Origin of the sequence: Serratia sp. (in: enterobacteria) (assembly GCF_052400455.1) — a bacterium.
GTDB classification, from domain to species: domain Bacteria; phylum Pseudomonadota; class Gammaproteobacteria; order Enterobacterales; family Enterobacteriaceae; genus Serratia; species Serratia ureilytica.
Genome location: NZ_CP185812.1, coordinates 2758685 through 2772122, shown reverse-complemented (window position 1 = coordinate 2772122; position 13438 = coordinate 2758685). Strand labels below are relative to the sequence as shown.

The window sequence follows — 13438 nt, the reverse complement described above, 5'->3', positions numbered from 1 at the left end:
CGCGAATGATGTTGACTAAAAAGAACAGCGAAGCTCTGGAGCACTTCAGCGAGAAGCTGGAAGTGGAAGGGCGCAGCCTGTGGCAAGACGCGCGTCGGCGCTTTATGCACAACCGCGCGGCGGTCGGCAGCCTGTTCATTCTGGCGCTGATCACGCTGTTTGTGGTGCTGGCGCCGATGCTGTCGCAATTTGCCTACGACGATACGGATTGGGCGATGATGTCCGCCGCGCCGAGCATGGAATCGGGGCACTACTTCGGCACCGACTCCTCCGGGCGTGATCTGCTGGTGCGCGTGGCGATCGGCGGGCGCATCTCGCTGATGGTCGGCGTGGCCGCCGCGCTGGTGGCGGTAGTGGTGGGCACCCTGTACGGCGCGATGTCCGGCTATCTGGGCGGTAAGGTCGACTCGGTGATGATGCGCCTGCTGGAGATCCTCAACTCCTTCCCGTTCATGTTCTTCGTTATCCTGCTGGTGACCTTCTTTGGTCAGAATATCCTGCTGATCTTCGTGGCGATCGGCATGGTGTCGTGGCTGGATATGGCGCGTATCGTGCGCGGGCAAACCCTTGGCCTGAAGCGCAAGGAGTTCATCGAAGCGGCGCTGGTGTGCGGCGTCTCCACGCGCAATATCGTGCTGCGGCATATCGTGCCTAACGTGCTCGGCGTGGTGGTGGTGTATGCCTCGCTGCTGGTGCCGAGCATGATCCTGTTCGAATCCTTCCTCAGCTTCCTGGGGCTGGGCACGCAGGAACCGTTGAGCAGCTGGGGCGCATTGCTCAGCGACGGCGCCAACTCAATGGAAGTTTCACCGTGGTTGCTGCTGTTCCCGGCGGGTTTCCTGGTCGTCACTCTGTTCTGTTTCAACTTTATCGGCGATGGCCTGCGTGACGCCCTCGACCCGAAAGATCGTTAAGGAGTGCAACCATGAGCACCATTGAACATCCTCAACTGCAAACCGCCGCCGGCGTCAAATCGTCGCCGCTGCTGGACGTGAAAGACCTGCGCGTCACGTTTTCCACCCCGGACGGCGACGTGACGGCGGTGAACGATCTGAACTTCGATCTGCGCGCCGGTGAAACGCTGGGCATCGTCGGTGAATCCGGCTCCGGCAAATCGCAGACCGCGTTCGCCCTGATGGGGCTGCTGGCCAGCAATGGCCGCATCGGCGGCTCGGCCAAATTCAACGGCCGTGAAATCCTCAACCTGCCGGAAAATCAGCTCAACAAGCTGCGGGCCGAGGAAATCTCGATGATCTTCCAGGACCCGATGACCTCGCTGAACCCTTATATGCGCGTTGGCGAACAGCTGATGGAAGTGCTGATGCTGCATAAGAAAATGAGTAAAAGCGAAGCCTTCGAAGAGTCGGTACGCATGCTCGACGCGGTGAAAATGCCGGAAGCGCGCAAGCGCATGCGCATGTACCCGCACGAGTTTTCCGGCGGCATGCGCCAGCGCGTGATGATCGCCATGGCGCTGCTGTGCCGGCCGAAGCTGCTGATCGCCGATGAACCGACCACCGCGCTGGACGTGACCGTCCAGGCGCAGATCATGACGTTGCTCAACGAGCTGAAGCGCGAGTTCAACACCGCCATCATCATGATCACCCACGATCTGGGCGTGGTGGCCGGCATCTGCAACAAGGTGCTGGTGATGTACGCCGGGCGTACCATGGAATACGGCAGCGCGCGCGAGGTGTTCTACCAGCCGAGCCACCCGTATTCCATCGGTCTGTTGAACGCGGTGCCGCGTCTCGACGCCGAAGGCGAAGCGTTGTTGACCATTCCCGGCAACCCGCCGAACCTGCTGCGGTTGCCGAAAGGCTGCCCGTTCCAGCCGCGCTGCCCGTACGCCATGGAACAGTGCGCGAGCGCTCCACCGTTGGAGCAATTTGGGGAAGGGCGCCTGCGCGCCTGCTTTAAACCGGTGGAGGCGTTGGTATGACAGCAGTAACCGACAAGAAAGTGCTGCTCGAAGTGGCCGATCTGAAAGTGCATTTCGACATTCATGACGACAAGCAGTGGTTCTGGCAGCCGCCGAAAACCCTGAAGGCGGTCGACGGCGTTACGCTGCGGCTGTTCGAGGGGGAAACCCTGGGCGTGGTCGGCGAATCCGGCTGCGGCAAATCCACCTTCGCGCGCGCCATCATCGGCCTGGTGAAGGCCACCAGCGGGCGCGTCGCCTGGCTGGGTAAAGATCTGCTGGGCATGAGCGACGCCGACTGGCGCAAAACCCGCAGCGATATCCAGATGATCTTCCAGGATCCGCTGGCTTCGCTCAACCCGCGCATGACCATCGGCGAAATCATCGCCGAGCCGCTGCGTACCTACTACCCGAAAATGCCGCGTCAGGAAGTGAAGGACAAGGTCAAGGCGATGATGCTGAAGGTCGGCCTGCTGCCTAATCTGATCAACCGTTATCCGCACGAGTTCTCCGGCGGCCAGTGCCAGCGTATCGGCATCGCGCGCGCGCTGATCCTCGAACCGAAGCTGGTGATCTGCGACGAGCCGGTCTCCGCGTTGGACGTGTCGATTCAGGCGCAGGTGGTGAACCTGCTGCAGCAGCTGCAGCGCGAAATGGGGCTGTCATTGATCTTTATCGCCCACGATTTGGCGGTGGTGAAGCACATTTCCGATCGCGTGCTGGTGATGTATCTGGGCCATGCGGTGGAGCTGGGCACCTATGACGAGGTGTACCACAATCCGCAGCACCCTTACACCAAGGCGCTGATGTCGGCGGTGCCGATCCCGGATCCGGACAAGGAGAAGGAAAAGCAGATCCAGCTGTTGGAAGGGGAGCTGCCTTCGCCGATCAACCCGCCGTCCGGCTGCGTGTTCCGCACCCGCTGCCCGATCGCCGGGCCGGAGTGCGCCAAGACGCGCCCGCTGCTGGAGGGCAGTTTCCGCCATGCGGTTTCGTGCCTGAAGGTCGATCCGCTGTAATGCGCCGCTAGCCGGCAACAAAAAGCCCCGCTTATTCAGCGGGGCTTTTTTTATCCGAAACGTTAGCAGTGAATCACTCTTTCCACAGAATGTGGCACAGCTTGTGGTCTTTCTCGCGGCAGATCAGCACGCGGGCGAACACGTCGTTGATCGGCTCGCCGTCGCTGTCCGCCAGACCGATCACCACTTCGGCGAAGAAGTCCGGGTTCAGGTCGTAATCCACGTGCTCGCTCCAGTCTTCGGAGGGGTCGTACAGTTCTGCGCCGCCGCGCTCTTCAAACTGCAGATTGAACAGCAGAATATCCGCCGGATCCAGATTGTCGCCGGCCAATTCGAGGAAGATGTCGTAGGCCTGTTCCAGCGTTTCGTCTTCGGTAAGGCGGTTATTCAAATCCATAAAAAAATCCTGATAACAAATGATTTGGCGCTATTAAAGCACGCTCGCCGCGGCTTTTACAGCAACGGGCTGAAAAAGTAGAACAGGCGCTCGACCAGGCGGTGCCAGAACGGCCGCTTCAGCCACTCTTTGGCGTTCAGCAGCTTGGAGCGAGCGATGTAATCTTCCTGCACGCAGGCCAGATCGCTGCCGAAGCCGTCGTCGTCGATCACCAGGGTGATTTCGAAATTCAGCCACAGGCTGCGCATATCCAGATTGACGGTGCCGACCAGGCTGAGCTGGCCGTCGACCAGCACGCTCTTGGTATGCAGCAGGCCGCCTTCGAACTGATAGATTTTCACGCCGGCTTCCAGCAGCTCGGAGAAGAACGCCCGGCTGGCCCAGCGCACCATCATCGAATCATTGTCGCGCGGCACGATGATGCTGACCTCGACGCCGCGCAGAGCGGCGGTGCAGATGGCGTGCAGCAGATCGTCGCTCGGCACGAAGTACGGCGTGGTCATGATCAGCTGTTCGCGCGCGGAATAAACCGCGGTCAGCAGTGCCTGGTGGATCATTTCCTCGGGGAAGCCGGGGCCGGAGGCGATCACCTGAATGGTGTGGCCGCTTTCCTGCTCGAACGGCATGATGTTGACGTCCGGCGGCGGCGGCAAAATGCGCTTGCCGGTTTCAATTTCCCAGTCGCAGGCATAGACGATGCCCATGGTGGTGGCCACCGGGCCTTCCATGCGCGCCATCAGATCGATCCATTGACCGACGCCCGCATCCTGTTTGAAATAGCGTGGATCGACCATGTTCATGCTGCCGGTATAGGCGATGTAGTTGTCGATCAGCACCACCTTGCGGTGCTGACGCAGATCCATGCGGCGCAGGAATACGCGCAGCAGGTTGACCTTCAGCGCTTCGACCACTTCGATGCCGGCGTTGCGCATCATCGCCGGGTAGGGGCTGCGGAAAAATTGCAGGCTGCCGGCGGAGTCCAGCATCAGACGGCAGTGTACGCCGCGCCGCGCGGCGGCCATCAGCGATTCGGCCACCTGATCGACCAGGCCGCCGGGCTGCCAGATATAGAACACCATTTCGATGTTGTGGCGCGCCAGCTCGATGTCGCGGATCAGCGCTTTCAGCGTGTCGTCGGTGGTGGTGAGCAGCTGCAGCTGGTTGCCCTTGACGCCGTCGATGCCCTGGCGGCGGTTGCACAGCTGGAACAGCGGTTCGGCGACTTTACTGTATTCGGTGGCGAAGATGCGGCGACTCTCTTTCAGCTCTTTCAGCCAGCGCGCGGTCGACGGCCACATGGCCTTGGCGCGCTCGGCCCGGCGCTTGCCCAGATGCAGCTCGCCGAACGATAAATAGGCGACGATGCCGAACAGCGGCAGAATATAGATAACCAGCAACCAGGCCATGGCAGAGGGAACCGCACGGCGTTTCATCAAAATGCGCATCGTCACGCCGGCGATCAGCAGCCAGTAGCCGAACACCATGAGCCAACTGATTACGGTATAAAATGTTGTCATAAAGGCGAAAAATCCCGTTCGCAAACCACCAATGATGAGTGTACGCACAGATCGGTCAAGGCGAAACCTTTTATCGGCGCTTATGTTACATAAATATGATGAAGTTAAGGCACTTGCCGAAACCGAAAGGGCGGCTTTTAGCGGCGCGGCACCTGCGATGTCGCCGATAACGGCGACTTGGATCGCGGGCTGAAAGGGCTATAATGCCCGCGGTTGGCATTAGACGAACGAGTGACGGAATTATGAGACGCAGTAGAAATGAAGTGGGCCGTTGGCGAATGTTGCGGCAGAGCCAACGCCGTCGGCATCGTTGGCTGGAGCGCCAGTCTTGCAGCAATCGCCATATTATCCGGGTGCGCCGTCGCCTGGACGATCAGCATCGGCGCGCGCTGCTGTTTGCGGTATCCTGCGAGTGGTAAAACGAAAACAGTCCCGTGAGGGACTGTTTTGTTATGGCGCCTGGGTTTATTTGCCGAGGTAGGCGTTAAGCATCCAGACCTGTTTTTCCTGCTCTTTGATGTAATCGCTCATCAGCGACGCGGTGCCTTCGTCGCCGGCGTCCGCCGCGACCGTCAGCAGTTCACGCTGCTGTTGCAGCAAGATTGAATACCCTTCCAACAGGCCGCGCAGCGTGCCCTTATCATCGGTCACATTGGTGTGTTCCTTGATATCGGCGGTTTTCAGATAGTCGCTGTAAGCGTGGCGCGGCTGCGAGCCCAGCGTCAGAATGCGTTCCGCCAGCTCATCCACCTTGGTTAGCAGATCGTTGTAAGTTTCTTCGAATTTCGCGTGCAGCTCAAAGAATTGCGGGCCGGTAATATTCCAGTGATAGCCGCGCACATTCATATACAGCACCTGATAATTCGCCAACAGCGCATTTAGCGCTTCGGCGAGTTTTGCCGATTGTTTACTGTCGAGGCCGATATGGGTTTTCGCTGCTTTCTTCGCCGTTGCCATAATAATCTTCTCCTGATTATTCGTTCCAAGGGTAGACAGAATCAATTTCCATAGCTGTTACAGTAACCGGATTTATCGCAGGGTTAAACACGATAACAGGCATCATTGCCATCGCTCAAACCGATGACGATAAATCCGTCGAGCAAATTGCCGAATCAGTTTACGCAGGATCCGCAGGCGAAAAAAGCCGCTTTTATCGGTTACTTGCGCAGCGCCAGTTTTACCACGCCGGCGCCCAGCGCCATTAACAGCGCGGCGGCGATCAGTACCATGATAAACGCGCGATCGAAGGCCAAACGCGCCAACTGCGTCAGCTGCTGCGCGCGATCGGCCGCCATCCCGGCCGCCAGGCGCAACGCCTCGTCGATGCTGTCGTAGGCCAACTCGCTGACCGGCAGCTCCGCCGGCAGCGCCAGACTATGGCTGTAGACCGCCGTCATCAGCCCGCCGAGCAACGTCACGCCCAGTACGCCGCCCAGCTCGTAGGAGACGTCTTCGATAGAGGCCGCCATACCGGATTTCTCCTCCGGCGCGTTCAGCATGATGGCGGTGGACGCGGCGGTGATCACGCCGCCGAGACCAAAGCCCACCAACGCCAGGCTCACCAGCTGCAGCGCCATGCTGCTTTGATACAACAGGGCGAGGGCGGCGATGCCGAAGGCGGTCAGGGCGAAACCGCCGAGGATGATGCTGCGTTCGCCATAGCGCGGCAACAGTAAACCGGCCATCGGCCCCGCCAGCGCCGAGGCCAGCGGAATCGGCAAAATAAACAGCGCCGCCTGCAGCGGACTGAGGCCGAGCACCAGTTGCAATCGCTGGCTGAGCACCAGCTCGACGCCGATCAGGGCCACCATCGACAGCAGCGCCACGCCGATGCCGCCGGCGAACAGCCGGTTGCGAAACAGGGAGAAATCGATCATCGGGTGGGCGCTGCGCTGCTGGCGACGCACGAACAGCGCCAGGAACAGGATGCCGATCAGGGCCGCTGCGAGCAACGCGCTGACGTCAGGCGCCGGCTTACTCAGTTCCTTCAGCGCATAGATAGCGCCGACCAGACCGATCATGATCTGCACCGAGCCGACGATATCGGCGGGACGTGGGTTATCGCCGCCGCAGCGGGGGATCAGTTTCCACGCCAGCGGCCAGACCAGCAACACCACCGGTACGTTGATCAGGAACACCGATCCCCACCAGAAATACTCCAGCAGCAGGCCGCCGACCACCGGGCCGATGGCCGCGCCGCCCGAGGCCACCGAGGCCCAGATGCCGATCGCCAGCGCGCGTTCGCGTTCGTCGGTAAAGACGTGGCGCACGATGGACAGCGTGGCGGGCATCATCATTGCCGCGCCAACGGCGAGGAACACCCGTGCGGCGATCAGCCATTCGGCGGTGGGCGAAAAGGCGGCGCACAGCGAAGCGACGGCAAACACCGGCAGCCCGGCGAGAAACAGCCGCTTATGGCCGACGCGATCGCTCAGCATGCCGGCGCCGGGCAGCAGCCCGGCGACCACCAGCGGGTAGGCGTTGACGATCCAGAGTTTTTGCGAGGCGCTGGCGTCCAGCGCCTGGGTTAAACGTGGCAGAGCGGTATAGAGCACCGTCATGTCGATAACAATCAGGAAAAGGGCGCTGGCGACCATCGTCAGGATCAACCAGCGGTTCTTGGCGTACATAAGTCATAATCCAGTTTACGTGGGCGGCGCGAAGGCGCCGCCATTGCGGTAACCCTCCGGCGATGCCGGGTGGTATACTGGTGATAATATATATCCATACGTTCGTATTGAAAAGAAGGGTTTCTTAATGGGACGTCAACGCAGCATCGATCGCGACAAGGTTTTGGACACCGCCGAAGAGATTGTCGCCACCCAGGGCGCCGCCGGTTTGACCATCGACGCCGTCGCCAAAGCGATGGGGATCTCCAAGGGCGGGGTGCAGTATTGCTTCGGCAGCAAAGACGCCCTGATTGACGCAATGTTCGATCGCTGGGGCAGCGCCTATGAAACGCTGTTCGCGGAGATCGCCGGCGACGATCCTTCGCCGCAGACCAGCGTGCGGGCGCATATGTTGGCTACCCAAAGTTCGGATCAGACCGCCAGCGCCAAGGCTGCCGGGTTGATGGCGACGCTGATTCAAACGCCGGAGCATCTGGCGAGCACGCGCGAATGGTATCGCAGCCGCATCGCCGAGCTGGATTTGACTACCGAAGAGGGTAAGCGCGCGCGGCTGGCGTTTTTGGCCACCGAAGGCGCCTTTATGCTGCGTTATTTCGGTTTGATGGATATCGGCCAGGCGGAATGGGAAACGATGTTCGCCGATATGCAGGCGTTGATTTTAACGGGCAGCGCCTATCGCACTGATAGCTAGTAAAGCGTGCGGCGAAAGGCGTATGTTTATCGCACAAGATATTCCCTCGAAGAACTTTTTAGCCAGCCCCTCCGTGCTGGCTTTTTTTTGCCTGCGGCAAGCTTCGGAGCAAAGGCCCCCTGAGTGCAGGGGGCGCCGGACATTACTTGCGCGCGTCCAACAGTTGCTGGGCATTCTCTGCGGTGACGACGGTCCACGGAATATAATAATGCTTCTGCGTGCCGCCTTGCCATTTCAGATCTTTGGCGTACTGTTTCCAGATATCCGACTGTGGTTGATAACTTTCCCCTTTCACGGCGCGCAGCGCGACGTCGATGGAACCCTGCATCTGGCCTTTGGCATCTTGCAGGATAGAGACCATTTCACCGGCCTGCACCGCATGAATCGCGTCGGAAACGCCGTCGACGCCCGCAATGGCAAAGTCTTTCACGTTCAGGCCGGCCCCTTTAATCGCTTCGATGGCGCCCAGCGCCATCTCGTCGTTCTGGCCAATCACGCCGTTGATTTTGCCCCGGTGTTTCTGCAGCCAGTTTTCCATCAGCGGCTGCGCTTCAGCGCGTGACCAGTTGGCCGTTTTACGTTCAAGCACGGTCACCTGGCCGGCGCCGCACTCGGCAATCGCTTTATCATTGCCCTTGCCGCGCTGGATCTCGCCGCTGCCGCCTTTCGGGCCTTCGATAATCACCACGTTCACCTTCTGGTTCTTGCAGTCGAGTTTGTCCAGTACGGCTTTGGCTTCCAGGTATCCCCCCAACTCGTCATTAGACACCACTTCAGACGTCATCGCGTCCGTGTTCAGGCGCGCGTTGGTGACCACCACCGGGATTTTGGCTTCGTTGGCATTAGTGACGATATCGATATTGGCCTCAAAATCCATCGGGTTGACGATAATGGCATCGGCGCGCGTTTGGATAGCGGTGGCGGCCTGATCGTTTTGCACCGATGCATCATAACGCCCATCGTAGAAGGTCAGCACCGCTTCGCCGCTTTTCACCGCCGGGTGTTCTTTCCCGAACCTTTCCATCAATTGCACGAACTCGGCTTTGTTGCCGTACATCAATACCGCGATTTTAACCGGGGCGGCCTGAGCCGCCGACAGGCTGCCGAACAGCATGGCAGAGGCAAACAACGCTATCTTGGTCTTATTCATGGTTTTCTCCTGGTAGAGTTGGGTCTGATGTTATTAATCGCGCTGTTGCTTACGCGATGGGTCGAGCAAGACGGCAAGAACGATCAATGCGCCTTTGATAATTTGTTGGTAGTACGATTGCACGCCGAGCAGATCGAGGCCGTTATTCATCACCCCGATAATCAGCACGCCGAAGAAGGTGCCGACCAGCGTACCGACGCCGCCGGCCATGCTGGTGCCGCCGATCACCACCGCCGCGATGGCGTCCAGCTCATACCCAGCGCCGGCGTTGGTTTGCGCCGAACCGGTGCGCGCGGTGAGGATCAGGCCGGCGATGCCGGCCAGCGCGCCGCACAGCGTATACACCAGTATTTTGATGCGCGTGACGTTAATCCCCGAGGTGCGCGCGCTTTTCGGGTTGCCGCCGACGGCGTAGATGTAGCGCCCGAAGAGGGTTTTATTCAGCACGAGCCAGGCGAGGGCGAACAGCACGATGAAGATGATGACGGGCACCGGAACGCCGCCGACATAGCCATTGCCTAACCAGCGGAAATCGCTGTTCAATTGCGATACTGGATTGCCGTTGGTGGTCAACATGGTTAACCCGCGCGCCGCGGAGAGCATGCCCATGGTGACGATAAACGGCTGCAGCCGGTAGCGAGCCAACACGGTGCCGTTCACCAGGCCGCAGACGATGCCGATCCCCAGCGCCACGATCAGCGGCGCCATAACGGCGGTCGCGGTATCGCCGATAGCCAATCCGCTATTGTTGGTGGCGAAGCGGGCGGCGACGATGCCGCTTAACGCCAGCACCGAGCCGACGGAGAGATCGACGCCTGCCGTGATGATGACGAAGGTCATGCCTATCGCCAGAATGCCGTTGATCGAGACCTGGCGCAGTACGATCAGGGTGTTTTCATTGCTGAGAAAATAATTGCTGCTCCAGGCCCCCTGGGCGACCTGATATTCGCCAATCAGCGCCACGATCAGGCACAGCGCGAAGAAGGCGATGATAATGCCGTATTTGTGCATACGGCGCTTATTGCGGGTGAAAAATGACATTCCTGGTGATAAGGAGTGGGCGCTGCTCATTTTGTTTTTCTCTCTCTGTTAAACCGCAAGTTTCATCAGTGCTGCCTGAGTCGCATCGGCTGCCGCAAGCTCGCCGGCCAACTGCCCGTCACGAAACACCAGGATGCGATCGCTCATGCCGATAATTTCCGAAAGCTCGGAGGAAACCATGATGATCCCTTTGTTTTGCAAGGCGAACTCCGACATAAATCGATAGATCTCTTTCTTGGCGCCGACGTCGATACCGCGCGTCGGTTCGTCGAGCAGCAAAACCTCCGGATCCAGCAGCGCCCAGCGGCCCAGCACCACTTTTTGCTGGTTGCCGCCGCTCAGGTTGCCCACGGGCTGTTCGCCATCGTGGGTTTTAACGTTAAAGCGCTGGATCATGTCGCGGGTTCGCGCCTGCTCCCGTTTCTCGCTGACGAACCCCATTCGGCTGATGCCGGCAAAAGAGGCGATATTGATGTTCTCACTGACGGAACGGCACAGCACCAGGCCGGTTTCCTTGCGATCTTCCGTCACGTAGGCAATGCCGCTATCGATGGCCTCTCGCGGGGAATGGCGGTTCAGCGTCTTGTCGCCCAAGCGAATCGTGCCGGCGTCGGCATGCTGAATGCCGAAGATAAGATCGAGAAACTCGCTGCGGCCCGATCCCACCAGGCCGTAGATGCCCAGGATCTCACCGTGCTTCAGTTGCAGGCTGATATCCTTTATCTTGCTGCGCCAACACAGTCCGTTGACCTCCAGCAAGACCTCTTCGCCGGGTTGATTGAACTTGGCGAACTCGCTGTCGTACTCGCCGCCGATAATGTGTTCGATCAACTGCTCGCGGGTAATGTCGGCGATATAGCCCTCATGGATATAGGCGCCGTCGCGGAAAATGGTGTAGCTGTCCGCGATTTGGAATATCTCGGACAAACGGTGGGAGACGTAGATAATGCCTTTACCTTTCGCCGCCAGCTGCTGAAGCGTCTGAAAGATTTTTTGCGCATCCTCTTCGCCAATCGCCGAGGTGGGTTCATCCATGATGATGATGTCGGCATTGGCGTGCGACAGCGCTTTGGCGATCTCGACCAGTTGCTGCTCGGCGACGCTCAGGTTGCGCATTTTTTCTCGGGCGTCGATCTTGAAATCAAGTTCCTTGAGCAGATGGGTGGTGCGTTGGTTGAGTGTCGCAAAGTCGACGAAACCCAGGCGTCTCGGCTCGCGGCCCAGCCAAATGTTTTCGGCCACCGTCAGATCCGGGATCGCGCTCAGCTCCTGCTGCACGATGGCGATGCCGGCATTGAGGGCTTCCCGGGGATGATGAAATTCACAGCGTTGACCATTGATAAAAATGTCGCCGCCATCGGGTTGAATAAAGCCCATCAGAATGCTGAGAAAGGTGGATTTCCCCGCGCCGTTGCCGCCGCACAGGGCATGGATGGATCCGCGCCGCAGGCAAAACTCGGCGTTCTTGAGCGCCACGACCGGACCAAAGGCTTTCCTGACGCCGCTGACTTCCAGCAGGTAGGCAGGGGCTTGCGTATGGGGATCTCGCGTCACGATTGAACCTCCGGGTATGTCCGCTGCAAACGCTGCAGGTACCGTTGATAAAGCGTCTCGTATTGCGTTTGCCTGTCGGCGTTTGGCGTCGTGCGCGTGGCTTCATCCAGGGAAACGAAGCGTTGGCACAGTTCTGCCAAGAGCCCGGCGGCGTTCTGGTGCGGGCGATCGGCCAACGACGTCGCCCACATCGCTTGAATGGCGCCGCCCAGCGCGGCGGTCTCTTTGACATTCAGGCAGACCACCGGGCACCCCATCACGTCCGCGACGATTTGTCGCCAGGCGGCGCTGCGGGCGCCGCCGCCGGTGAGGCGGATCTCGCGCGTTTCGATGCCCTGGCGGCGAAACAGCTCGATGCCATAGCGCAGGCCGTAGGTGGCGCTTTCAACCACCGCCTGGCAGAGATTGGCGCGAGTAAAATTGTCGCTATCGAGGTTATGCAGGCTGGCGCGCGCGTGGGGCAGCGGGGGAACGCGTTCGCCGTTGAAGAACGGCAGCATCTCGACGCCGCCGGCACCCGGCGCCGCCTGCGCCAATAAGCGGTTAAAGCCGTCAAGATCTTCGTCCAGCAGCGTCTGCATGGCCGTGGTGGCCGAGGTGACATTCATGGTGCATATCAAGGGCAGCCACCCGTTGGTGCTGGAGCAGAAACCGGCAATCATGTCGGATTCCGCCACGACGGGCGCGGCGGACCAGGCGAATAGCGTGCCGGAGGTGCCCAGGCTTAGGGTAACGGTGCCGGCCTCGATGTTGCCGGAACCGATAGCCGCCATCATGTTGTCGCCGCCGCCGGTCGAGACCCGAACTGCCGGGCCAAGGCCGAGCTTTTCCGCCGCGAAGGGGCGCACCGTGCCGATGCAGCATTCCGCGCTTTTGAGCGGCGGCAGGGCATGCCATAAACGGCCGCTGTCATCGATAAGATTGACGGCGGCTTGACTCCAGCTACGGGCGCGCACATCGAACAGCCCGGTGCCGGAAGCATCGCCATATTCCGCTACACGCTCCCCGGTCAGCCAGAAGTTCAAATAATCATGCGGCAGCAGCACGGTGTGCAGTTTTGCCCAGAGCGCCGGATGGTGCGTCTTGAACCAAAGGATTTTTGACGCGGTATAACCGGTGGCGAGCCGCAGGCCGAGCTTGTCCAGCGAGCCCTTGGCGCCGCCGAGCCGCTGCAGCAGCAGTTCGTTTTCCTCCGCGGTTTCGGTATCGCACCACAGCTTGACGCTGTGCAGCACGTTGCCGTCTGCGTCCAGCGGCACAAATCCATGCTGTTGGCCCGAGACCCCGAGAGCGTTAATTTCCCCGGCATCAATACCGGCGTTAGTCACGGCTTGGTGAAACGCGGTGACCAATGCCTCAATCCACCAGTCGGCCTCTTGTTCGCGCCGGCCATTGGCTTGGCTGATGAGGCGGTGAGGGGCGCTGCCCTCACCGAGGATCACGCCCTGTGTGCTGTCGACAATCACGACTTTCGTGCCTTGCGTACCGCAGTCTATGCCAGCATAGAGCGCCATAGGA

At 59.9% G+C, this 13438-nt stretch carries 13 protein-coding genes; 5 read left to right on the top strand and 8 right to left on the bottom strand.

Translation table 11 applies throughout. The annotated features are described in order from the left end of the window. Positions 1–5 precede the first annotated feature (5 nt). Genes oppC through oppF form a run of 3 tightly spaced genes read left to right on the top strand, consistent with a single transcriptional unit; the run spans position 6 to position 2940 of the window. On the top strand, positions 6–914 hold the full coding sequence (gene oppC / locus ACORQT_RS13395; RefSeq protein WP_033643297.1) for an oligopeptide ABC transporter permease OppC: 909 nt from the start codon (positions 6–8) through the stop codon (positions 912–914). An 11-nt stretch (positions 915–925) separates the two neighbouring features. Next, complete coding sequence (locus ACORQT_RS13390) at positions 926–1942, top strand: ABC transporter ATP-binding protein (RefSeq protein ID WP_089191882.1); 1017 nt, start codon at positions 926–928, stop codon at positions 1940–1942. Continuing rightward, entirely contained in the window at positions 1939–2940 is a 1002-nt protein-coding gene (gene oppF / locus ACORQT_RS13385) for a murein tripeptide/oligopeptide ABC transporter ATP binding protein OppF (protein WP_019452737.1), read from the top strand. The genes ACORQT_RS13390 and oppF overlap by 4 nt, the downstream gene beginning before the upstream one ends. A 73-nt stretch (positions 2941–3013) precedes the next feature. Here oppF and ACORQT_RS13380 read toward each other — a convergent pair whose 3' ends face one another. Both ACORQT_RS13380 and cls read right to left on the bottom strand, forming a co-directional pair. After that, the gene (locus ACORQT_RS13380; protein WP_004932139.1) at positions 3014–3337 is read right to left on the bottom strand and encodes an HI1450 family dsDNA-mimic protein; all 324 of its coding nucleotides are present in this window, start codon (positions 3335–3337) and stop codon (positions 3014–3016) included. Positions 3338–3393: 56 nt separating this feature from the next. Continuing rightward, positions 3394–4854: a cardiolipin synthase gene (gene cls, locus ACORQT_RS13375; RefSeq protein ID WP_033643295.1), complete on the bottom strand. Its 1461-nt coding sequence runs from the start codon at positions 4852–4854 to the stop codon at positions 3394–3396. Positions 4855–5096: 242 nt separating this feature from the next. Between cls and ACORQT_RS13370 the strand changes: the two genes are divergently transcribed. After that, a complete protein-coding gene (locus ACORQT_RS13370; RefSeq protein ID WP_025159792.1) occupies positions 5097–5273 on the top strand; it encodes a YciY family protein in 177 nt (58 codons plus the stop codon). 46 nt (positions 5274–5319) lie between these two features. On the opposite strand, the gene ACORQT_RS13365 is transcribed toward ACORQT_RS13370, so the two are convergent. Together ACORQT_RS13365 and smfY are read right to left on the bottom strand one after the other, a co-directional pair. Then, a complete protein-coding gene (locus ACORQT_RS13365) occupies positions 5320–5811 on the bottom strand; it encodes a Dps family protein (protein ID WP_019452735.1) in 492 nt (163 codons plus the stop codon). 200 nt (positions 5812–6011) lie between these two features. Beyond that, a complete protein-coding gene (smfY, locus tag ACORQT_RS13360; RefSeq protein ID WP_072627535.1) occupies positions 6012–7484 on the bottom strand; it encodes a multidrug efflux MFS transporter SmfY in 1473 nt (490 codons plus the stop codon). Positions 7485–7611: 127 nt separating this feature from the next. Between smfY and ACORQT_RS13355 the strand changes: the two genes are divergently transcribed. Next, the gene (locus tag ACORQT_RS13355; RefSeq protein ID WP_164057230.1) at positions 7612–8175 is read left to right on the top strand and encodes a TetR/AcrR family transcriptional regulator; all 564 of its coding nucleotides are present in this window, start codon (positions 7612–7614) and stop codon (positions 8173–8175) included. 142 nt (positions 8176–8317) lie between these two features. On the opposite strand, the gene ACORQT_RS13350 is transcribed toward ACORQT_RS13355, so the two are convergent. Genes ACORQT_RS13350 through xylB form a run of 4 tightly spaced genes read right to left on the bottom strand, consistent with a single transcriptional unit; the run spans position 8318 to position 13434 of the window. After that, positions 8318–9325, bottom strand: a complete 1008-nt coding sequence (locus ACORQT_RS13350; protein ID WP_122016330.1) for a substrate-binding domain-containing protein — start codon at positions 9323–9325, stop codon at positions 8318–8320. Between the two features lie 33 nt (positions 9326–9358). Further along, positions 9359–10396 carry an ABC transporter permease gene (locus ACORQT_RS13345; RefSeq protein WP_033643291.1) on the bottom strand — a complete coding sequence of 346 codons (1038 nt, stop codon included), beginning with the start codon at positions 10394–10396 and terminating at the stop codon, positions 9359–9361. 18 nt (positions 10397–10414) lie between these two features. Continuing rightward, entirely contained in the window at positions 10415–11923 is a 1509-nt protein-coding gene (locus ACORQT_RS13340; RefSeq protein WP_415640874.1) for a sugar ABC transporter ATP-binding protein, read from the bottom strand. After that, a complete protein-coding gene (gene xylB / locus ACORQT_RS13335; protein ID WP_164106198.1) occupies positions 11917–13434 on the bottom strand; it encodes a xylulokinase in 1518 nt (505 codons plus the stop codon). The genes ACORQT_RS13340 and xylB overlap by 7 nt, the downstream gene beginning before the upstream one ends. Positions 13435–13438: the final 4 nt, after the last annotated feature.

Bases quoted from the DNA above. Each gene is read 5' to 3' on its own strand.
- oppC (WP_033643297.1), top strand. From the start codon at position 6: ATGATGTTGACTAAAAAGAACAGCGAAGCTCTGGAGCACTTCAGCGAG.
- ACORQT_RS13390 (WP_089191882.1), top strand. From the start codon at position 926: ATGAGCACCATTGAACATCCTCAACTGCAAACCGCCGCCGGCGTCAAA.
- oppF (WP_019452737.1), top strand. From the start codon at position 1,939: ATGACAGCAGTAACCGACAAGAAAGTGCTGCTCGAAGTGGCCGATCTG.
- ACORQT_RS13380 (WP_004932139.1), bottom strand. From the start codon at position 3,337: ATGGATTTGAATAACCGCCTTACCGAAGACGAAACGCTGGAACAGGCC.
- cls (WP_033643295.1), bottom strand. From the start codon at position 4,854: ATGACAACATTTTATACCGTAATCAGTTGGCTCATGGTGTTCGGCTAC.
- ACORQT_RS13370 (WP_025159792.1), top strand. From the start codon at position 5,097: ATGAGACGCAGTAGAAATGAAGTGGGCCGTTGGCGAATGTTGCGGCAG.
- ACORQT_RS13365 (WP_019452735.1), bottom strand. From the start codon at position 5,811: ATGGCAACGGCGAAGAAAGCAGCGAAAACCCATATCGGCCTCGACAGT.
- smfY (WP_072627535.1), bottom strand. From the start codon at position 7,484: ATGTACGCCAAGAACCGCTGGTTGATCCTGACGATGGTCGCCAGCGCC.
- ACORQT_RS13355 (WP_164057230.1), top strand. From the start codon at position 7,612: ATGGGACGTCAACGCAGCATCGATCGCGACAAGGTTTTGGACACCGCC.
- ACORQT_RS13350 (WP_122016330.1), bottom strand. From the start codon at position 9,325: ATGAATAAGACCAAGATAGCGTTGTTTGCCTCTGCCATGCTGTTCGGC.
- ACORQT_RS13345 (WP_033643291.1), bottom strand. From the start codon at position 10,396: ATGAGCAGCGCCCACTCCTTATCACCAGGAATGTCATTTTTCACCCGC.
- xylB (WP_164106198.1), bottom strand. From the start codon at position 13,434: ATGGCGCTCTATGCTGGCATAGACTGCGGTACGCAAGGCACGAAAGTC.